Below are 20579 nucleotides of genomic sequence, written 5' to 3'. Positions count from 1 at the left end.
TGTTTCTCGTTGTAAAGCCTTACCAGTGGTTCAGCTACTAGGTTGGCGCTTTCCGCAGAAACATTCTTGGTTTGGTCTTTATCCTGTTCCTGAATAGCTGCGTTATTAGCCGAATGAAGGTTAAGGGCAATATAGCCAGTAACAACCAGGTTAATACAAACCAAGGTCACCAGAACATACAACAGTGGAGACGATTTACTCTCATTAGTCACGTTAGCATTTCCTAAATCAAACGGTAATATTTTGCATAATAAATGTTAATTCAATATCCACCAAGAATTCATATGAATATTTGATTAAGGCTAGTTCAAGATAGGGTATACGACTTGCGTCTTATAAAAACGGGGTGTTTTTTTGTGGAAAGTTTGCTTAATCCTTGCTTAATTTTGCTTAATCGAGAATGAGTCTCAAAAGCAAAAAGCCCGTAAGTCATTGACTTACGGGCTAAATTTTGGTCGGAGTGAGAGGATTCGAACCTCCGACCCCCACAACCCCATTGTGGTGCGCTACCAGGCTGCGCTACACTCCGAAACATAGAGGCATCGCCTCAAATGCGGTGGGAATATTACTACAATTAGCTAAGCTTGTGAACTAGCAATTTAATGAAGCGTTATTATTTTTTTAAAACACTTAATACATCTTCTAGTTCAATAATCATCTGTCTTATTAGCTGCCTATAGTAACTCATATCTTCTTTTGAGTTTTCGCTTTCCAGCCGGTTTCTAGCTCCACCAATCGTAAAGCCTTGCTCATACAAAAGACTGCGTATTTGTCGTATAAGCAATACGTCTTGGCGCTGATAATAACGGCGATTCCCTCGCCGCTTAACTGGCTTTATTTGAGCGAACTCTTGCTCCCAGTATCGTAATACATGGGGCTTTACTTCACATAATTCACTGACCTCACCAATCGTAAAATAGCGCTTTCCAGGAATGGGTGGCAGTTCATTGTTGTTGCTTGGTTCCAGCATAGGTTTCTACCCGAGCTTTTAGTTTTTGCCCTGGGCGGAACGTAACCACACGTCGTGCACAAATAGGTATTTCCTCTCCTGTTTTTGGATTACGACCGGGACGCTCTCGTTTATCTCGCAAGTCAAAATTGCCAAAACCTGAGAGCTTAACTTGCTCATTTGCTTCCAAGGCATGACGAATTTCTTCAAAGAATAATTCAACCATATCCTTAGCTTCTCGCTTATTTAGGCCCAATTCCTCAAACAGGCGCTCCGCCATTTCTGCTTTCGTCAATGCCCCCATGGTCATTACTTCCTTAAGATTGCGTTAAACCTCTCTTCTAACTTTTGGGTCACTCTGGTCATCAAGTCGTGTACCTCATCCTCATTAAGAGTGCGTGATGGATGCTGTAACGTCAAGCCCATTGCAACACTTTTTCTATTAGGATCAATGCCTTTGCCAATATAAACGTCAAATAACTTCAGGTCTTTCAACAGTTCGCCAGCTTCAAATTCAACAATTTTCATTAAATCTGCAGCATCAACTTTTTGATCAACTACAACAGCAATATCACGGCGAACACCAGGAAACTTTGATATTTCTTGGAAACTGGCAACACTTCCTTGGGTTAATAAGTCTAGCTGTAATTCAAATTGGTATACGACTTCAGGTATATCCAGTTGTTTTTGCAGCTGAGGATGTAAACGACCTAAATAACCAACGCACTCATCTTTTAAGAAAAGCGCAGCACATTGTCCAGGATGAAAGCCTTGCCTTACTTCACGACGAAACTCAAATTGATCTACTTTTCCACCTAAAGCGATCAATTGCTCAACAACACCTTTACAATCATAAAAATCAAATTTATCCGAGCTACTGGTCCAATTTTCCGGGTTACGTAAGCCGCAAACCACACCAGCCAACATCTGTGGCTGTTGGAGAGTATCCCCTTTAGGCAAGAACACTTGCCCCACTTCAAACAAGCGAATACGGGACTGCTGACGATTCAAGTTGTAGCTTAAGGCTTTCAGCAGCCCAGGCAGTAAACTGGTGCGCATAACGCCCATATCAGCAGAAATTGGATTAGCCAGAGACAAAGGTTCAACTTCTGGCTCAACGAGCTTCTGCAATTCCGGAGAGATAAAGCTATAGTTGATAGCCTCCCGATAACCTTGAGCAACTAAAAGACGCCGAAGTTGGCGAAGTGTCACTTTATCTTCAGGCAAACCTGTCATAGCAACATGCGCCATGGGTGAGGTAGAAGGAAGATTGTTATAGCCATATAGACGGGCTATTTCTTCAATAAGATCAACTTCCAGTCGAATATCAAAACGATAGGAAGGTATACCTACAACCCACGCACCTTCTTTTACAGTTTCCATGACCATACCCAGGCCACCAAGCAACTCAGCAATTTCTTGGTTTGAAATTTCAAGGCCTAATAAGCTACGCACACGACTAGCACGTAACTTAACTGCAATGGTATCAGGCAGCTGCTCTGGGTCAGATTGATTAGTAACAGGCCCAGGTTGTCCTCCACAAATCGATAATATAAGTTTTGTCGCACGTTCTATAGCTTTTCGCTGTAACTGGAAGTCAACACCCCGTTCAAACCGGTGAGAAGACTCAGTGTGTAAACCATATTGACGCGCCTTTCCAGCAATAAAAATGGGGTTAAAATAGGCACTTTCTAAAAACACATGGCGTGTATTGCTAGAAACACCAGAATGCTCACCGCCCATAACTCCAGCAAAAGCTAATGGCTTACTTTGGTCAGCAATGACTAATACATCACTACTTAGGGTAATTGTTTGACCATCCAATAACGTCAGTTTTTCCCCTTCTTCAGCCATTCGAACAACAATACCCCCTGCAAGCTGTTCCAGGTCAAATCCATGCAAAGGTTGCCCGATTTCTAGCATGACATAGTTTGTAATATCCACTATTGGATCTATGCTACGCTGTCCAGCTCTTCGTAATTTCTCTTGCATCCATAGTGGTGTTTCAACGGAAACATTAACATCACGAATCACTCGTCCTACATAATTTGGGCATCCTTTTGGTGCCTTAATTTCTACAGGGAAAATTTCTTCATGTGTTGCAGAAACAGGCGACACCTCTACTGCATTCACCGCTTGACGATTTATAATTCCAACCTCTCGCGCAATGCCAGCAATACTTAAACAGTCGGCACGGTTGGGCGTCAAATCGACATCAATAATAGTGTCGTCTAGATTTAAATATTTTCGTAAATCCTCACCGACAGGGGCATCACTCGGTAACTCCATTAAGCCATCGGATTGATCTGCCATACCCAACTCAGCCTCAGCGCATAGCATTCCAAAGCTTTCAACACCACGCAGCTTAGCTTTTCTGATTTTAAAGTTTCCAGGCAAAATCGCATTAATTTGCGCAAAAGGCGCTTTTAACCCGACTCGTGCATTTGGGGCACCACATACTACTTGGAATGTTATTTCGCCTCCTACAGACACCTGACATAGTTTCAATTTATCTGCATTAGGATGCTGGTCTGCCGCAATAATTTCACCTACGACAACCCCGGTAAACTGACCTGCTACAGCCTCTGTTCCATCGACTTCCAGTCCAGCCATAGTCAACTGTTCCACGATGGTATGGGTATCAACTTTGGGATTGACCCACTCGCGTAGCCAATGTTCACTGAATTTCATGTTCAATCCTTACTTTACACCTGGTGTATAACTTTTTGATGAGGCAAGCACTTAATTAAACTGCTCTAAAAAGCGCACATCATTTTCAAAAAACTGGCGTAAGTCTTGAACGCCGTAACGCAACATTGCCATCCGTTCTACACCCAAGCCAAAGGCATATCCGGTATATTTTTCCGAGTCAATATTGGAGTAGTCAAAAACTTTTGGATGCACCATGCCACACCCCATAATTTCCAACCACCTAACTTTTCCATCACTATCCCTTCCCCACTCAATATCCACTTCGGCTGAAGGCTCTGTAAAAGGAAAATATGAAGGGCGAAATCGAACCTGTAAATCACGACCAAAAAATGCCCGCAGAAAGTCAATAATAGTACTTTTCAAATCAGCAAAGCTTACATTCTCATCTACTAGCAGTCCTTCTACCTGATGAAACATAGGGGTATGCGTTTGGTCAGAATCACAACGATATACTTTACCAGGACAAATAATTCTAATAGGAGGCTGGCTTTGCTCCATGGTACGCACTTGCACAGGAGAAGTATGAGTTCGAAGCAATGTGTGCGCATTAAAATAAAAAGTATCATGCATTGCTCTAGCAGGATGATGACTAGGAATATTTAATGCTTCAAAATTATGATAGTCATCTTCAACTTCTGGTCCCTCTGCGACCGAAAAGCCAATTTTCTGAAAAATATCTTCTATACGCTCAATCGTCTTAGTAACTGGATGAATACTACCTAGTGACTCTATACGACCAGGCAGCGTAACATCAATCGACTCAGCAGCAAGTTGAGCTTCAAGTTGAGCCAGTTGTAATTTTTCACGATGGTCATTCAAAGCCGCTTGAAGCTGGGTTTTTGCCTCATTAATCTTGGCTCCCATAGCAGGTCGTTCATCTGCAGATAATGCACCAAGTGTTTTTAAAAACTGAGTAATTTCTCCTTTTTTACCCAGGTATTTAACCCGCACTTGATCCAGTGACTGGATGTTTTCTGCAGTGGCTGTTTCTTCCAGCGCACTGGCTAACAGCGATTCCAAATTATTCATGGTTCACTCCGCAGACAATCTCGTTAGCGTCAATATATTTCTCTCAGCAGTTATTGTATTTTACTGCTAATAAACATGACAGACGCTTACCTCTAGTCCAACTGTTAGAAAAAATCTGATACTACCAATTCAATACGACAAACGTTGTCAAATAAAAAAAGGAGGCACATGGCCTCCTTTTAATCAAGCTAACAACAGATTGAGCTGTGTTAGGCCAGCGCTTGCTTTGCTTTCTCAACGATAGCGGCAAACGCTTGCTGCTCATGAACAGCTAAATCTGCTAAGACTTTACGATCAATCTCAACAGATGCTTTCTTCAGTCCAGCAATAAAGCGGCTATAAGAAAGACCATTGACACGTGCAGCCGCATTGATACGTGCAATCCACAAAGCGCGGAATTGACGCTTACGCTGACGGCGGTCACGATAAGCATATTGACCAGCTTTGGTTACCGCTTGCTTCGCTACGCGAAATACACGACTACGGGCACCGTAGTAACCTTTAGCTTGCTTTAAAATCTTTTTATGGCGACGACGGGCCACAACTCCACGTTTAACACGAGGCATGGTTTATTCTCCTCAGATGATACCTGTAACTGTAAGCAAAGCTTAGGGATTAGCTGGTACGCAGCATGCGTTCAACAGAAGCTTGGTCGCTACTCGCAACCATAGATGTGCCCCGCAACTGACGCTTACGCTTAGTGGTCATCTTAGTAAGAATGTGGCTTTTGAAAGCGTGCTTACGCTTGAAACCAGAAGCCGTCGCTTTGAAGCGCTTAGCAGCACCTCGTTTGGTTTTCATTTTAGGCATACAGAACTCCGCATTCATAGGCCAGGACACAAATAGACTTGTTCCTGGCTAATTTTATTGAGCAAATTCAACTACCTAATTAATTGAATTTACTTTTTCTTTTTGGGAGCCAAAACCATGATGAGTTGTCGCCCTTCCATTTTTGGGTATTGCTCAACGATCCCGATATCCTCAAGATCCGTTTCAACGCGCTTAAGCAATTCCATACCCAATTCCTGGTGGGCCATTTCTCTACCACGATAACGTAGCGAAACCTTGGCTTTGTTCCCTTCTTGTAGGAAACGTATCAGGTTGCGTAGTTTGACCTGATAATCCCCTTCTTCGGTACCCGGGCGAAACTTGATTTCTTTCACCTGAGTTTGTTTTTGCTTTTTCTTAGCGGCCGCCTTTTGCTTCTTAAGCTCGAACAAATGTTTGCCATAGTCCATGATCTTACAGACTGGAGGCTCAGCACTGTTATTTATTTCAACCAAGTCTAACTCAGCCTGCTTTGCAGTCTCCAGTGCTTCACTAATAGGCACAATACCGACCTGTGTGCCTTCGGCATCTATTAAACGCACCTCCCGAGCTTTAATCTCTTCATTCATGGCGGTTGTTGGTGTGCGTTTATCTTTTCTGTTGTCGCGCTTAATTGTGGTATCTCCTACTTCGTATCTTTCTCATTGCTGCTTCTGCCATGTTGAGAAATTTCCTGCTTTAATAAGCTGATAAAATCATCAACAGGCACAGAACCTTGGTCTTCGCCTAACCGCGTTCTGACAGCGACCGCATTCGAATCTACTTCCTTATCGCCAACTATTAGTAGATAAGGAACTTTCTGTAAAGTGTGCTCACGGATTTTAAAGCTGATTTTCTCGTTTCTCAAGTCTACAGCTGCTCTTATTCCATGTTTTTTGAGCTTTTCCTGTATCTGAGTAACATAATCCGCTTGCTTATCTGTAATGTTTAACAATACGACTTGTGTCGGAGCCAGCCAAACAGGCATAGCACCCGCATAGTGCTCAATAAGTATACCTATAAATCGCTCAAATGAACCTAAAATTGCACGATGCAACATTACAGGTACTTTGCGTGAACCATCTTCAGCTACATATTGTGCATCCAAACGTTCAGGCATTGAAAAATCGACTTGAATTGTACCACACTGCCATACACGACCAATGCAGTCTTTTAAAGAAAACTCAACTTTGGGTCCATAAAAAGCCCCTTCACCAGGTAACTCTTCCCATGGCAATTTTTTCGCATTGAGCGCTTTAGCCAATGCCTGCTCAGATTTATCCCAAATTTCATCACTACCTACACGTTTTTCAGGTCGTGTTGAAAGCTTGTAGATAATCTCCGAAAAACCGAAGTCTGCATATACTTCATGTAGGAAGTCAATAAAGCGTGATACCTCTTGCTGAATGTCATCTTCATCACAAAAGATATGCGCATCATCCTGAGTAAACCCTCTAACCCGCATTAACCCATGCAGAGCGCCTGATGGCTCATTACGATGACAGGAACCAAACTCTGCAAGACGCAATGGCAAGTCACGATAGCTTCTTAAGCCTTGATTAAAAACCTGTATGTGGCAAGGGCAGTTCATAGGCTTTATGGCAAAGTCATGATTTTCTGACTCTGTCGTAAACATCTCATCGTGAAATTTATCCCAGTGGCCTGACTTTTCCCATAGTGCCCGTTCAACAACTTGAGGCGTTTTAATTTCCTGGTAGTTATGGTCAAGCAGTTTTTGTCGCATATACTGCTCAATTTGTTGATAAAGGGTCCAGCCAGCAGCATGCCAAAAGACCATACCAGGTGCTTCTTTCTGCATATGGAACAAGCTTAATTTTTTGCCCAGCTTTCGGTGATCCCTCTTCTCAGCCTCTTCAAGTCGTTTCAAGTATGCTTTAAGCTGCTTTTTATCTGCCCAAGCTGTCCCATAAATACGCTGCAGCATTTCATTGCTTGAGTCGCCACGCCAGTATGCTCCCGCTAATTTTGTCAGCTTAAAGGCTCGTAGAAAACGAGTATTAGGCACATGAGGGCCACGACACATATCGATGTATTCTTCGTGGTAGTAGAGACCTACAGCTTTTATTGATTCATCCATATCATCAATAAGCTGTACTTTGTAGGTTTCATTACGAGACTGGAATATAGCTCTTGCTTCATCGACTGGTGTCATACGCTTGATGACATCATAGTCTTTGATAGTCAGCTCATTAATCCGCTTTTCAATAGCCTCAACATCCTCCTGAGAGAAGGAGTGCTCATAAGCAATATCATAGTAAAAGCCATCTTCAATGACAGGGCCAATAGCCATTTTTGCATCAGGATAAAGCTGCTTTACAGCATGCCCCATAAGATGAGCAAAGGAGTGACGGATTATTTCTAGCCCTTCCTGATTCTTAGCCGTTATTATTTCAAGCTTAGCGTCTTCGGTGATTAAGTCACATGCATCAACCAACGTACCATTAACACGTCCAGCAATGGTTGCTTTAGCTAAACCTGGACCAATGTCCTTGGCAACAGTCAGTACACTGACATCATGTTCATAATGTCTTTGACTTCCATCAGGGAGGGTAATAACTGGCATAAACTTACCTTAAGTAGTGACAGTGGTGACCCATACCAAAGGCCACATGAAGCGTTGAATTCTTTACGTCAACTGCTTAGAACAGAACAAAATTAGACAAAAGGCTGGTATTTATACTGCTTTTGCAAAAAAAGTCAACTCCTGAAGATACCGTTAACCTGCACACAGCCCTGTAAATCATTCTATTCTTTGAGAACAGAACGGTTTACCCTGGAAGACAATGGCTTACGAATTTGCTGTATTAGATAACCAAGCTTTCGACACTGCCTATAGATATAACGAGTCATATCCAGCAACCAGTAAGGAACCGAAAGCCGCATGCGATATATGATGGGCCGATAAAAACAGTAGTAAGCTTTACGTAAATGCTCCCACTTAGGATCATACCCTTCTTTGTAAAAGTCAGAAATATCAACCACAAATCCCTGGCCATTTTGCATCATTACATTCTTCCCATGCACATCAAAAGGGTTAAGTCCCCGCTCTTGCGCATAGGCTAAAGCACAGGTTATATCAGTAATTACCCGCTCAGGAATTAGGCTTCCTTGGTGCACTGCATCATAAAGAGTTACGCCATACAAGCGCTTAAGCACTAAAAACGTGTCACCTTCTGCAATTAACTCAGAATAAGCAGGATGCTTTCCTAGCTGCCGATAAACACTGGCCTCTTGAGCGACTTCTTGAAAGTGATGAGCATATACTTTTACTACCCAGTCACCCTGCTGAGGATGGACAAAAACAGCAGCATAATTTCCCACCCCCAAACATTGCCATGGTTCAGGAACTTGACTCACAATAATAGGCTCATGAGGGTGAGCTGACTCAAGCTGCAGTGAAGAATCCAGTAACGTTTGCTTAACAACGCAAAGAAAAGTTTGAACTGAATATAAGCAAAGCACCAATATAAACCAAATTGTGTATTCGGCTATATATTAATACTACCCAACGTATTAAGTTGCAAGACAGTTTAAAAAGGGCTTTTTGAGTAGAACAAATCCATTTTCTAAAGACAATAAAAAAGCCAGCTTTAGCTGGCTTTTTTATAAATTTGGTAGGCGCGATTGGAGTCGAACCAACGACCTCTACCATGTCAAGGTAGCGCTCTAACCAACTGAGCTACGCGCCTAAATCGTGGGCGTAAGATACCAGCAGTTTTTATAAAGCGCAAGCCCCTTTATTTAACTCATATAAGTTAAACTTAGTATTAACGTATTCTTATCGCTAACTTTGACTACAAGTGTTTTGTTTGCAGAAATAACTTACACCTGATAAAAATCTCTGTACCATGCCACGAATCGTTTTATTCCTGTCTCTACAGTTGTATTTGGTCGATAACCTACATCATTGACTAGATCATCGACATCCGCATAGGTATCAGGCACATCCCCAGGCTGTAATGGCAGCAAATTCATTTGCGCTTTCTTCCCCAGTGCTTTCTCCAATGTCTCAATATAAGTAGAAAGCTCAACAGGTTGGTTGTTACCAATATTGTAAACGCGCCAAGGAGCATTAGAAGTACCTGGATCTGGCTGCATGCCTGACCAAGACGCATTAGGTTGGGCTATATTATCCAGTGTGCGAATAACCCCCTCAACAATATCATCAACATAGGTAAAGTCACGGCGGTGTTTACCATAATTAAAGACGTCTATTGTCTTACCTTCCAAAATCGCTTTTGTAAATAAAAACAGGGCCATATCCGGACGCCCCCACGGACCATATACGGTAAAGAAACGCAGGCCTGTAGTGGGCAAACGATACAAGTGAGAATAAGTATGCGCCATAAGCTCATTAGCTTTTTTACTTGCGGCATAAAGAGAAAGAGGATGATCAACATTATGATGCACTGAAAAAGGCATATTTTCATTGGCACCATAAACAGAACTTGAAGAGGCATATACAAGATGTTTCACTTGATGATGACGACATCCCTCTAAGATGTTCATAAAACCGACAATATTACTATCAACATAAGCATGAGGATTTTCCAGAGAATAACGAACTCCGGCCTGTGCTGCTAGATTAATCACCTTGTCAAACTTTTCAGCCGCAAATAACTGCTCTATGCCATCCTTATCCGCCAGCTCCATTTTAACGAAGCGAAAGTTTTCTGCACCAGGCTGGGAACGAATATGTGCCAAACGGGCTTCTTTCAATGTCACATCATAGTAATCATTGAGATTATCCAGCCCAACAACCTCATCACCCCGCGCCAACAACTGAATGCTGACATGGCTACCAATAAATCCGGCTGCACCGGTCACTAAAACTTTCATTGTTTATTACTTTTACCTGTCCAACGTATTATGTTGAAATTGTAATTAAAAAATAATCAATTACCGCGACCTATGCCATAGTACTGTAAACCATAATACTTAACACGATCAGGGTCGTATAAGTTTCGGCCATCAAATATAACTGGGTAACTAAGCTGCTTTTTAATCAACTCAAAGTCAGGCGCTCGAAATACATGCCACTCAGTACATACCACTAAAGCATCAGCACCTTGCAATGCTTCTTCTGGACTACCTACCAAGCTAAAGTCATTGCGGTGGCCAAATAAGTCACGAGCAGCACCCATTGCTTCGGGATCGTAAGCTTGAACACGCCCTCCACTCGCCCAGATTGCACTCATGAGCGATATACTCGGAGCTTCGCGCATGTCATCAGTCTTCGGCTTAAAGGATAAACCCCATACAGCAAATGTCTTACCTTCTAAGTTATTAGAAAAATAAGCTTGTATTTTGTCAAATAAGCGAAGTTTCTGACGCTGATTCACATGAATAACAGATTGCAAAATATCGGCTCGATAGCCCACTTTATTGGCAATATTTACCAAAGCATGTAAGTCTTTTGGGAAGCAAGATCCACCAAATCCACAACCTGGGTAAATAAAATGATAGCCTATACGAGGATCAGCTCCAATGCCTTGCCTAACCTGTTCAATATCAGCGCCTAACTGCTCAGCCAAATTCGCCATTTCATTCATAAAACTAATCTTTGTGGCAAGCATGGCATTAGCCGCATATTTAGTCAGTTCAGCCGATCGGGTATCCATAAACATCATACGATCATGCTGTCGATTAAAGGGCGCATATATTTCCCTCATTAACGAGCGACATGCTTCACTATCTGTACCTACAATTATACGATCAGGGCGCATGAAATCGGCAACAGCCGCGCCTTCTTTAAGAAACTCAGGGTTGGCCACTACGTCAACTGAAAAAGCAACTTTTCGCTCCAACAGTTTTTCCCGAAAAACAGAGAGAACTTGATCAGCCGTTCCAACAGGTACTGTCGATTTAGTCACGACAATTTTATGACTATCCATGTGCGTCGCGATAGCATTAGCCACCGCCAACACATGCTGTAAATCCGCCGAACCATCTTCTTCTGGAGGTGTACCCACTGCTATAAAAAGTGTAGAAGCAAAACTAATAGCAGCCATCATGTCACAGGTGAAGTGTAACCGGTTCTTTTCTATATTCCGTTGTACGATAGGGGCCAATCCAGGCTCAAATATTGGAATTCGACCTTGCTGCAAAGCCCGGACTTTCGTTTTATCAATATCAATAACACAAACTTGATGGCCAACATCAGCAAGGCAGGCTGCTGTTACTAAGCCAACATAGCCCGCTCCAATTACAGATAATTTCATGAACTCCAGTCCAGCCTAGCTAGATTTAGTGTGCAACTTTGTTTTTTATAAGCGAGTATCAACCCAGGATTTTGGAAAAGCACTCTTCACATCGACTACGACCGAAGCAGATTTACATAGACTGTCCAAATCTTGCTTTTTCCAACTCATAAACTGTTGATGAGCGACTGCAAGCACAACACCATCATAGGTCGTATTTGGTTTTTCTGTTAATACTTCCACACCATACTCGTGAGCAGCTTCTGCTTGATCAATCCAAGGATCATAAATATCAACCTGTACGCCCCATGCCTTTAATTCTTCAATGATGTCAATGGCTTTGGTATTACGGAGGTCTGGACAGTTTTCTTTAAACGTCAGGCCAAGCATCAATACTTTTGCTTCAGCAATATGTATTTTTTTCTGAACCATTAGTTTAATCAGTCGCTCAGCAACATAGCTGCCCATTCGGTCATTAATTCTCCTACCCGCAAGAATCACTTCTGGCCGATAGCCTATTTCCTGAGCTTTATGGGTCAGGTAATAAGGATCAACGCCAATGCAATGCCCACCCACCAAACCAGGACGGAAGGGTAGAAAATTCCATTTGGTGCCAGCGGCCTCAAGCACCTCCAGGGTATCAATCCCTAATTTTTCAAAAATAAGTGCTAGCTCATTCACTAGCGCAATATTTAAATCACGCTGGGTGTTTTCAATGACTTTTGCGGCCTCAGCTACCTTGATACTGCTAGCTTTGTGAGTGCCGGCAACAATAATAGATGCATAAAGCTGATCAACAACCTCAGCTATTTCTGGGGTAGAGCCTGATGTTACTTTTTTGATGTTTACCAGACGGTGCTCTTTATCTCCAGGGTTAATCCGCTCCGGGCTATAACCTGCAAAAAAATCCTGATTAAATACAAGCCCACTTTCACGTTCAATGATGGGGATACAATGCTCTTCTGTAGCACCGGGATATACCGTTGACTCATAAATAACAATATCACCTTTATTGATGACCTTCGCTAAAGCTTCACTTGCTTTAGTTAAAGGCGTCAAATCAGGTTTTTTAAACCGGTCTATAGGTGTAGGAACAGTCACAATGTAAATATCACATGCACTTAGATCTTCTAAAGTTGCACTATAGGTTAACTTAGTAGCCTGTTTTAGCTCCTCAGCGTCAACCTCCAGTGTACGATCAATACCCTGCTTTAACTCAGTGATACGTTGCTCATGAATATCATACCCTACCGTATTAAGCTTCTTGCCAAACTCAACAGCAAGTGGCAGCCCAACATAACCCAACCCTATAACACCAATCGTTTTAGCAGTTAACTGCTCCATGTTGAATCAAACTCCGCATAAGTTAAATATGAATGTAAAACCAAAAAAAGATAATAGGTAACACTGAACAGGTTTCTTTAATAACCAAAGTATTACCATATCATGAGAAATACCAAATAAACCTGCTGTCCCCCTTCACTACAATCTTTAAAGAAAGCACCTAGCCTCACTTAATCACTAAAAGGGACACACCAATTCAATGGACACCAAGTGTAATTCAATCAACATGGAATTCTTATTGCAGGAGCGTACTTTGTTTTAGCTTTGTGATCTGATCCCTAACCGCAGCAGCTTGCTCAAACTCCAAGTCCTTTGCATGCTGATACATTTTTTCCTCAAGGTTTTTTAACAACTTAACCATTTCATGAGGGGAAGACGGTGCGGCAACAGCATAATCCCTTTGAGGTTCTGCTACTTTACGTCTCTCACCTCGTTTACGCTTTCCAGGAATGACTGCTCCTTCCATGATATCCGCCACAGACTTTTGAACACTTTTGGGCGAAATCTTATTTTGCTTATTATACGTTAACTGTTTACTACGGCGTCGCTCTGTTTCCTCAATAGCTCGCTGCATCGATCCAGTCATTCTGTCAGCATAAAGAATAGCCTTACCATTAATATTTCGCGCAGCACGACCAATGGTTTGTATTAGTGAGCGCTCTGAGCGTAAAAACCCTTCTTTGTCTGCGTCTAAGATTGCTATAAGAGAAACCTCTGGCATATCAAGCCCTTCTCGTAGCAGGTTAATTCCTACCAATACATCAAAGGTGCCTAATCGCAAGTCACGAATAATTTCCACACGCTCTACAGTATCAATATCAGAATGTAAGTAACGCACTTTAACATCATGTTCAGCCAGGTACTCAGTCAAGTCCTCAGCCATTCGCTTAGTAAGGACCGTAACCAGAACTCTTTCCAGCTTAGTTACACGCAAGTTAATTTCAGTAAGCAAATCATCAACCTGAGACGTTGCAGGTCGAACCTCTATCTCAGGATCAATCAAACCGGTTGGCCTGACCACCTGCTCAACACGCTGCCCCTCATGTTGAGCTTCATAGTCTCCTGGTGTCGCAGATACAAAAATTGTTTGGGGTGAGCGTTCCTCCCACTCTTCAAACTTCAGTGGGCGATTATCCAGTGCAGAAGGTAAGCGAAAACCAAAATTGACAAGCGTTTCTTTTCGGGAGCGATCACCTCGATACATAGCACCAATTTGTGGAATCGTCACATGGGACTCATCAATAATCAGTAAAGCATCGTCAGGCAAATAATCGAATAATGTAGGAGGCGGCTCACCAGGCTTACGTCCTGACAAGTAACGGGAGTAATTTTCAATACCACTGCAATAACCCAGCTCAATCATCATTTCAATATCAAACTGGGTGCGCTGCTCCAGTCGTTGCGCTTCAACCAATTTATCAGCCTTTCTTAACTGAGCTAATCTTTCCTTTAGCTCAACTTTTATTTGGTCAACAGCACTAAGCACAATTTCTCTTGGTGTTACATAGTGTGTTTTTGGGTAAATGGTCACTCTTGGTAACTTAGCAGTAACAGCCCCAGTAAGGGGATCAAAGACTGAGATATTTTCTATCTCTTCATCAAATAACTCTATTCGAACTGCATCAATATCGGAATCGGCAGGAAAGATATCGATAACATCGCCTTTTACCCGGTATGTTCCTCGATGTAACTCAACATCATTACGCTGATACTGCAGTTCAGCCAAACGGCGCAAAATAGCTCGCTGATCAACTTGGTCTCCCCTACTTAAATGCAAAAGCATTTTTAAGTAGCTATCTGGATCACCCAAGCCATAAATAGCTGAAACCGTCGCGACAATAATGCAATCCTTTCGCTCCATCATCGCTTTAGTCGCTGAAAGGCGCATTTGTTCTATATGGTCATTGATAGATGCATCTTTCTCAATAAATGTATCTGTAGCAGGAACATAAGCTTCAGGCTGGTAGTAGTCATAATAAGAAACAAAGTATTCAACCGCATTATTCGGAAAAAACGCTTTGAATTCACCATATAGCTGAGCGGCTAATGTTTTATTGTGAGCCATGACTAAGGTGGGACGTTGAGTTTGCGCAATCACATTTGCTATTGAGAAGGTCTTACCAGACCCGGTCACACCCAGTAGAGTTTGCGATGCAAGCCCCGCTTCGATACCCCCTACTAGAGACTTAATGGCATTCGGCTGATCACCAGCAGGGTGATAGTTAGCTTCCACATGAAATGCTTTACTCATCATTAGCCTCTCAACGAAAACCTGAACTTAGGCAGTACTTTAACCTGTTTGAGCAATGTTTGCCTGCAATCGTCTATTATACTCTCATTGAAAGGCTCTGATTTAAACAGTAACTAAACCCCTTTTTAACTACAGCATCACTCTTTGTATTTTACAGTACATATAGATATAAGCTTACTCATTCTAAAAAGCCTATTAAAAAGCCCCAAACATAAATCAATTAAGTTTGGGGGCTAGAAATTGCAAACCCAACACAATTGCACTTTTAGTTATATAATGCCTGTGTAGGGTATTGACGTCTACGTCAACTACGATTAATATAGCAGCCGTTCTTTTGGGGATCCCTGATAGCTCAGTTGGTAGAGCAAATGACTGTTAATCATTGGGTCGCTGGTTCGAGTCCAGCTCGGGGAGCCAAATTATATATTATGTACTTAGAACTCTATTTTCCCTTGATTCTTTTCTAGCGTTTTCTTACCTACACCCTTTACCTGCTCAACATCATCAAGAGAATCAAAAGCACCAAACTCTTCACGATACTCGACTATAGCTTGTGCTTTTGCTGGGCCAATCCCCACTAGCGCATCCGCAATTTGCTCAGCAGTTGCCGTATTAATATTAATTGCTTGCAAAGCTGCAGCCTCTTCATTAGCAAAAGAAAATGGTGCAACTACAAGCGTAAATACCATGCACAATGCCATGAATATTTTTTTCATCGGAAAAATCCTTTAAAAAATTAAATTACCCAATCATCCTTGCCGTTATTTAATATTTAAATTCCTTTAACCTTTTCCTTAAGATCAAAATAGTGGTTGGTTTCGTGCAATAACTTACCAACTAACTTTCACCCTGTACACTATTCAACCAACACAAAAAAGCAAAATATGGAATTTAATCACATAAGGTTTTGCTATAAGAATTAATCTTTATGAAAGAGGAAAGATCAATACACTATTCATTTAATATTTTTCTTAAAAGCGAGAAAACAATTTAGTACAAATCAAACAGTCAATACAATTTGATGAGAACTTATAAATAGAAAGGCCTCGCTATAAATATCTTTATTTTTAAGTATATATAACTTCAGAACATCTCTAAAAATAGTGATTTTTTTGTAAGAGAAAGGAAGTACTGCACGAATGATTGCAGTGCATAAAGAATACATGAGGATCTGAGTAGTGCTAATACAACCATTTAAAAAAAGTGCATTTTCAGAGAAACCCATTACAACAAATTGATTTAAATCAATTTTCTTATAAGATCTGCCAACTTATTTTATATATTTATTTTTTCTTTCAAGAGCATAGAGAAACTGTGCTTTTTTAAAGCTTACCCAATTTAATGAAATTTATTTACAACACACACTTCAAACAACCCAGATCAAAATACATCAAATTATGACCTGGATCATTTTAATTTTTCACACAAGGTAATAGTAAATTTCGCTTCTAAAATAATTAAAACATTAAATGCCTTTAAGTTTAAAAATTGGTTATTCATGTACGTGATTTTTTCTTTGCCGTAGGTAAATAACGTATTTAATTTCGTAGAGCTACGCATAAAAAAATAAGGTTCTCAACTAACATTAACCTCGCGTTGAGTTACTCCCTTACTATCTCATCAGAGAAGCTAGAACCCTGACGATCCTCCTCCCCCTTTCTCGTCAGGGTATTTTTTTGTCCCAAAAAAGAAAATTTGACTTACATCAATGTTGTAAAATTACCAATTTCTCATAAAAAGCAGATACTTTTACCTTTACTACAAAAAAATTTGCATTTTTGTAGTAAACATACATATAATCAAAACCGTCGATACGTACATGGCGTAGTAGTAACAGTAAAGTTACGACTTTGGTAGCACTACTGCTTCTACTACTATTTAGTCTCACACTCTAAGGTTAGTTTTGTATGAGTAGGCTCCCTGATCCCAACTAGGATCAGGGTTTTTTTTATCCGCAGAATAATAAATACCTTTACAAAACAATAAGTTACAATCAATCCCCACAAGTAACTCCCGTTCCTCCTAAACCGCAATAGCCTCCAGGATTCTTAGCTAAGTACTGTTGATGGTAGTCTTCTGCATAGTAAAATGGTGGTGCATCTTCAATTGTTGTGGTTATTTGACCATACCCTGCATCACTTAAATGCTGCTGAAAATGTTGTAAACTTTCATACGCAGCGTGACGCTGCTCATTTGAATAAACCAGTATTATTGATCGATACTGTGTTCCGCTATCATTCCCCTGCCTCATTCCTTGCGTTGGATCATGGGACTCCCAAAAAATCTGCAATAGCGTTTTATAATCTACTTGCTTTGGGTCATAAATAATTCGCACAACCTCTGCGTGATTAGTTAAACCCGCACATACGTCCTGATAAGTAGGATGTTTAGTCACCCCTCCGGCATAACCTACTTGAGTAGAGTACACACCAGGCACCGACCAAAACCGCTTTTCAGCCCCCCAAAAACACCCTAAACCAAACATTGCAATATCAAGCCCATCAGGAAAAGGCTCCATCATCTTATTACCATTTACCACATGAGTTTTTGCAACTTCTATCGACATGGTGCGATCAGGAATAGTCTCCTGAGCACTGAGTAGTTTATTTTTATTCATCTCCAAGCAAACACCTCTTAAGCATGAATTATCACAAACAGTACATCAACTGAAAATCACTCTCAATATCATGTCCTACCTGCCAACAGTTCATCCGCTCTCAGGCACAATGAAAAGTGTCATCGGCTTGTCTCGTTCACATATCAGAATAGTGACAAAACAATATTTTATGGGCCGTTTTAGTGTTAAGGAGAATAAAAGTATGCAATACAACTTCGCCAGATTTATCTTCCCTCTTATATTGTTACTCCCCTTTCCCGCCCTGTCAGCGGTAAAACATGAAATAGTGCACTATCAAACGACAGATGGACACAAAATGAGAGGGTATATTGCTTTCAGCGAAACATTTCCAAGCCCGCGCCCCGTGGTTATTGTGGTTCATGAGTGGTGGGGTCTAAACGATTATGCAATGAAAAGAGCTAACATGTTAGCTGAAGCAGGCTATCTGGCCTTTGCCATTGATATGTATGGGGAAGGAAAGAAAGCTGAACACCCTGACAACGCAAAAAAATTTGCTCAAGAAGCAACACAAAAGTGGCCAATTGCACAAAAGCGTTTTCAAGCCGCATTAGATACTATCAAACAGCATCCAAAAGCAGACAAAGCATTAATTGCAGCAATAGGCTACTGCTTTGGCGGTGGCGTTGTATTACAAATGGCAAGAATGGGAGAGCCTTTAACTGCCGTAGCAAGTTTCCATGGCAGCTTAAAGCCTGTTGGCAAGCCCGCCCAAGCATCAAGCTTAAAGGCAGCTATTCGAGTTTTTAATGGTGCTGATGATAAAATGATAACAACAGACGACATTAGTGCCATAAAGCAGGAAATGCAAAAAGCTAACGCGAACTTTAAACTCTATAACTATCCAAACGCCAAACATAGTTTTACCAACCCTGCAGCAGACCAGATTGCAAAACAATTTAGCCTACCTGTCGGGTATAATGCGGAAGCCGACCAAGACTCATGGCAAAAATTACTTGAGTTTCTTGCTGTTCAATTTGAACGAGCAATGCCTGAGCCTATTCCCAATGAACCATAATTAAAATGCTATGCCGTACATTTACTACAACTTATGGCCACTTAGGCTTAAGCATAAGTGATAGCTAAAAGATTGAGCGCCCCAACTTTGTGGTAAACGTCTCCAGCATTGCAGTCCCCACTAATGAGTTACCCGCCTCATTCAACGCGGGTGACCACACACAAACCGACAACTCACCAGGGATGATGGCAATGATCCCACCACCAACGCCACTTTTCCCTGGCATACCTACTCGGTAAGCAAAATCCCCAGCAGCATCATACAAACCACTTGTCGCTAATAAGGCATTTAAGCGTTTAGTTTGCATAGGTGAAAGTATTGGTTTATCACCAAATAATGGGCGACCTCTATTTGCTAAATAGACAAAAGCTTTAGCCAAATCGACACAACTCATCATAAAAGCGCATTGCAGATAGTAACTTTGTAGTACTTGGTCAACCTCATTGTTAAAATTCGCAAAGGACTTCATCAAATAAGCCATTGCCGCATTTCGGGCACTATGCGGATGTTCATATTCACTTCGTGCTACCCACTTATCAGCCATAATACGCTTATTACCTGACAACTGACGTACCAACGCTAATGACTGCTGTTTAGGTGCAGATAATCGAGATTGAAGGATATCATTCACCACAAGCGCACCTGCATTAATAAACGGGTTGCGGGGAATACCATGCTCATACTCAAGCTGACTGAGTGAGTTAAATGACTGCCCTGATGGCTCTTTACCAACCCTTGTCCACAAGTCATCCCCCACTCTATTCATGGCAAGGGTCAAACTAAATACCTTAGATATACTTTGAATTGAGAAAGGCTCAAGCGCATCCCCTGCATAACTGAGTTCTCCATCAACAGTACATACTGCGATTCCTAGCTTGTTTGCGCTGACTTTTGCTAAAGCTGGAATATAATTGGCTACTTTACCTTGTCCCAAAAGAGGGCTGACCTGAGTAAGAATATCTTCAAGCATATCGTTACTTGGCATGTTCCAACTACCTCTCCACTGCATAAATAGTCCTGCCTGATAGGGGGAGGCAATCATACATGATAACAAAGAGAATGACTGCAATTCGGTACAAATTATTTACAGAAATTCAGGGCGAGAGATAGCAAACAATCAATGCTAAGCAATCAACGCTAAAAGTTCATACTAAATATGTCGTTGTTTTTTAATTAGTACTACTCCCATCCTAGCAACACATATAAATGCTCTCGTTATATCCTATTTTTTATAAGGTTAAAGTGCAGTTTCGTAGTAATATAACCACCTAATGCAAGCCCAAACCTTGTCTTTAGTATCTTGTATCAAGTTTAACTTTACATAAAAATGCTGGCTCTATATGGATTCCTAGGGGGTAGCATATAATACAACCAAAGATGTATTATGCACGTCTATTTGGGTAAATTAAGTCAGTAATAAGCAAAGAATGATCAATATCAAACAACTGGTAAATGATGAGCAATGCTACCAGTTTATTCGTCAGAGACGTTGGCCTGATGGCGTCAGCTGCCCTCACTGCCAGTCTCAACAAGTAGAAGGCAATGGTAATCATCAAAAGCAAATTGCCCGAAAACGTTATCGCTGCCTAGCGTGTCATCGGGGATTTGATGAC

Annotated in this window: 19 protein-coding genes and 3 tRNA genes; 3 read left to right on the top strand and 19 right to left on the bottom strand. The window is 41.4% G+C overall.

What is annotated here, in order from left to right; all coding sequences use genetic code 11:
* From F607_RS0117095 to uvrB, 16 genes are all read right to left on the bottom strand, one after another.
* On the bottom strand, nucleotides 1-212 hold a 212-nt coding region (locus F607_RS0117095; RefSeq protein ID WP_027709079.1), incomplete at its 3' end, for a hypothetical protein.
* Nucleotides 213-452: 240 nt separating this feature from the next.
* Nucleotides 453-529 (bottom strand) — tRNA-Pro (locus tag F607_RS0117090).
* A gap of 84 nt (nucleotides 530-613) precedes the next feature.
* Nucleotides 614-970: a MerR family transcriptional regulator gene (locus F607_RS0117085; protein WP_027709078.1), complete on the bottom strand. Its 357-nt coding sequence runs from the start codon at nucleotides 968-970 to the stop codon at nucleotides 614-616.
* Nucleotides 945-1253 (bottom strand): integration host factor subunit alpha, encoded by a 309-nt coding sequence (ihfA, locus tag F607_RS0117080; RefSeq protein WP_027709077.1) that lies wholly within the window; start codon nucleotides 1251-1253, stop codon nucleotides 945-947. The genes F607_RS0117085 and ihfA overlap by 26 nt, the downstream gene beginning before the upstream one ends.
* 5 nt (nucleotides 1254-1258) lie before the next feature.
* Nucleotides 1259-3640, bottom strand: a complete 2382-nt coding sequence (gene pheT / locus F607_RS0117075; RefSeq protein ID WP_027709076.1) for a phenylalanine--tRNA ligase subunit beta — start codon at nucleotides 3638-3640, stop codon at nucleotides 1259-1261.
* Between the two features lie 51 nt (nucleotides 3641-3691).
* Nucleotides 3692-4690 carry a phenylalanine--tRNA ligase subunit alpha gene (gene pheS, locus F607_RS0117070; protein WP_027709075.1) on the bottom strand — a complete coding sequence of 333 codons (999 nt, stop codon included), beginning with the start codon at nucleotides 4688-4690 and terminating at the stop codon, nucleotides 3692-3694.
* Between the two features lie 209 nt (nucleotides 4691-4899).
* Entirely contained in the window at nucleotides 4900-5256 is a 357-nt protein-coding gene (gene rplT, locus F607_RS0117065) for a 50S ribosomal protein L20 (RefSeq protein WP_027709074.1), read from the bottom strand.
* Between the two features lie 49 nt (nucleotides 5257-5305).
* The gene (gene rpmI, locus F607_RS0117060; RefSeq protein WP_027709073.1) at nucleotides 5306-5500 is read right to left on the bottom strand and encodes a 50S ribosomal protein L35; all 195 of its coding nucleotides are present in this window, start codon (nucleotides 5498-5500) and stop codon (nucleotides 5306-5308) included.
* Nucleotides 5501-5589: 89 nt separating this feature from the next.
* On the bottom strand, nucleotides 5590-6087 hold the full coding sequence (gene infC, locus F607_RS0117055) for a translation initiation factor IF-3 (RefSeq protein WP_038291691.1): 498 nt from the start codon (nucleotides 6085-6087) through the stop codon (nucleotides 5590-5592).
* 56 nt (nucleotides 6088-6143) lie between these two features.
* Complete coding sequence (gene thrS, locus F607_RS0117050; RefSeq protein WP_027709071.1) at nucleotides 6144-8081, bottom strand: threonine--tRNA ligase; 1938 nt, start codon at nucleotides 8079-8081, stop codon at nucleotides 6144-6146.
* A gap of 182 nt (nucleotides 8082-8263) precedes the next feature.
* Nucleotides 8264-8980, bottom strand: a complete 717-nt coding sequence (locus F607_RS30180; protein WP_211233663.1) for a serine/threonine-protein kinase — start codon at nucleotides 8978-8980, stop codon at nucleotides 8264-8266.
* Between the two features lie 150 nt (nucleotides 8981-9130).
* Nucleotides 9131-9207: transfer RNA gene (locus F607_RS0117040), tRNA-Val, on the bottom strand.
* A gap of 133 nt (nucleotides 9208-9340) precedes the next feature.
* The gene (locus F607_RS0117035) at nucleotides 9341-10357 is read right to left on the bottom strand and encodes an NAD-dependent epimerase (protein WP_027709070.1); all 1017 of its coding nucleotides are present in this window, start codon (nucleotides 10355-10357) and stop codon (nucleotides 9341-9343) included.
* Between the two features lie 56 nt (nucleotides 10358-10413).
* Complete coding sequence (locus tag F607_RS0117030) at nucleotides 10414-11739, bottom strand: UDP-glucose dehydrogenase family protein (RefSeq protein ID WP_027709069.1); 1326 nt, start codon at nucleotides 11737-11739, stop codon at nucleotides 10414-10416.
* Nucleotides 11740-11784: 45 nt separating this feature from the next.
* Nucleotides 11785-13062 carry a Vi polysaccharide biosynthesis UDP-N-acetylglucosamine C-6 dehydrogenase TviB gene (tviB, locus tag F607_RS0117025; RefSeq protein ID WP_027709068.1) on the bottom strand — a complete coding sequence of 426 codons (1278 nt, stop codon included), beginning with the start codon at nucleotides 13060-13062 and terminating at the stop codon, nucleotides 11785-11787.
* A 235-nt stretch (nucleotides 13063-13297) separates the two neighbouring features.
* Nucleotides 13298-15313, bottom strand: a complete 2016-nt coding sequence (uvrB, locus tag F607_RS0117020) for an excinuclease ABC subunit UvrB (RefSeq protein ID WP_027709067.1) — start codon at nucleotides 15311-15313, stop codon at nucleotides 13298-13300.
* Nucleotides 15314-15654: 341 nt separating this feature from the next.
* Between uvrB and F607_RS0117015 the strand changes: the two genes are divergently transcribed.
* A tRNA-Asn gene (locus tag F607_RS0117015) sits at nucleotides 15655-15730 on the top strand.
* Nucleotides 15731-15747: 17 nt separating this feature from the next.
* Here F607_RS0117015 and F607_RS0117010 read toward each other — a convergent pair.
* Both F607_RS0117010 and msrA read right to left on the bottom strand, forming a co-directional pair.
* Nucleotides 15748-16029, bottom strand: a complete 282-nt coding sequence (locus F607_RS0117010; protein ID WP_027709066.1) for a ComEA family DNA-binding protein — start codon at nucleotides 16027-16029, stop codon at nucleotides 15748-15750.
* 1277 nt (nucleotides 16030-17306) lie between these two features.
* Nucleotides 17307-17930 (bottom strand): peptide-methionine (S)-S-oxide reductase MsrA, encoded by a 624-nt coding sequence (msrA, locus tag F607_RS0117000; protein WP_038291690.1) that lies wholly within the window; start codon nucleotides 17928-17930, stop codon nucleotides 17307-17309.
* A 202-nt stretch (nucleotides 17931-18132) separates the two neighbouring features.
* Here msrA and F607_RS0116995 point away from each other — a divergent pair, with 202 nt between their 5' ends.
* The gene (locus F607_RS0116995) at nucleotides 18133-18966 is read left to right on the top strand and encodes a dienelactone hydrolase family protein (RefSeq protein ID WP_038291687.1); all 834 of its coding nucleotides are present in this window, start codon (nucleotides 18133-18135) and stop codon (nucleotides 18964-18966) included.
* A gap of 64 nt (nucleotides 18967-19030) precedes the next feature.
* Here F607_RS0116995 and glsB read toward each other — a convergent pair whose 3' ends face one another.
* Nucleotides 19031-19951: a glutaminase B gene (glsB, locus tag F607_RS0116990; RefSeq protein WP_027709063.1), complete on the bottom strand. Its 921-nt coding sequence runs from the start codon at nucleotides 19949-19951 to the stop codon at nucleotides 19031-19033.
* Between the two features lie 442 nt (nucleotides 19952-20393).
* Between glsB and F607_RS0116985 the strand changes: the two genes are divergently transcribed.
* A partial coding sequence (locus F607_RS0116985; protein WP_027709062.1) for a transposase occupies nucleotides 20394-20579 on the top strand: 186 nt, incomplete at its 3' end.

The sequence above is a fragment of the Zooshikella ganghwensis DSM 15267 genome (genome assembly GCF_000428585.1).
GTDB lineage: Bacteria > Pseudomonadota > Gammaproteobacteria > Pseudomonadales > Zooshikellaceae > Zooshikella > Zooshikella ganghwensis.
This window is presented reverse-complemented; position numbering and strand designations above follow the sequence as displayed.

Excerpts from the sequence above, each read along its gene's own strand:
- F607_RS0117030 (WP_027709069.1), bottom strand. The coding sequence starts at position 11,739 with ATGAAATTATCTGTAATTGGAGCGGGCTATGTTGGCTTAGTAACAGCA.
- rpmI (WP_027709073.1), bottom strand. The coding sequence starts at position 5,500 with ATGCCTAAAATGAAAACCAAACGAGGTGCTGCTAAGCGCTTCAAAGCG.
- rplT (WP_027709074.1), bottom strand. The coding sequence starts at position 5,256 with ATGCCTCGTGTTAAACGTGGAGTTGTGGCCCGTCGTCGCCATAAAAAG.
- msrA (WP_038291690.1), bottom strand. The coding sequence starts at position 17,930 with ATGAATAAAAATAAACTACTCAGTGCTCAGGAGACTATTCCTGATCGC.
- uvrB (WP_027709067.1), bottom strand. The coding sequence starts at position 15,313 with ATGAGTAAAGCATTTCATGTGGAAGCTAACTATCACCCTGCTGGTGAT.
- F607_RS0116995 (WP_038291687.1), top strand. The coding sequence starts at position 18,133 with ATGCAATACAACTTCGCCAGATTTATCTTCCCTCTTATATTGTTACTC.
- infC (WP_038291691.1), bottom strand. The coding sequence starts at position 6,087 with ATGAATGAAGAGATTAAAGCTCGGGAGGTGCGTTTAATAGATGCCGAA.
- F607_RS0117035 (WP_027709070.1), bottom strand. The coding sequence starts at position 10,357 with ATGAAAGTTTTAGTGACCGGTGCAGCCGGATTTATTGGTAGCCATGTC.
- tviB (WP_027709068.1), bottom strand. The coding sequence starts at position 13,062 with ATGGAGCAGTTAACTGCTAAAACGATTGGTGTTATAGGGTTGGGTTAT.
- F607_RS0117085 (WP_027709078.1), bottom strand. The coding sequence starts at position 970 with ATGCTGGAACCAAGCAACAACAATGAACTGCCACCCATTCCTGGAAAG.
- F607_RS0117010 (WP_027709066.1), bottom strand. The coding sequence starts at position 16,029 with ATGAAAAAAATATTCATGGCATTGTGCATGGTATTTACGCTTGTAGTT.
- pheT (WP_027709076.1), bottom strand. The coding sequence starts at position 3,640 with ATGAAATTCAGTGAACATTGGCTACGCGAGTGGGTCAATCCCAAAGTT.
- pheS (WP_027709075.1), bottom strand. The coding sequence starts at position 4,690 with ATGAATAATTTGGAATCGCTGTTAGCCAGTGCGCTGGAAGAAACAGCC.
- glsB (WP_027709063.1), bottom strand. The coding sequence starts at position 19,951 with ATGCCAAGTAACGATATGCTTGAAGATATTCTTACTCAGGTCAGCCCT.
- thrS (WP_027709071.1), bottom strand. The coding sequence starts at position 8,081 with ATGCCAGTTATTACCCTCCCTGATGGAAGTCAAAGACATTATGAACAT.
- ihfA (WP_027709077.1), bottom strand. The coding sequence starts at position 1,253 with ATGGGGGCATTGACGAAAGCAGAAATGGCGGAGCGCCTGTTTGAGGAA.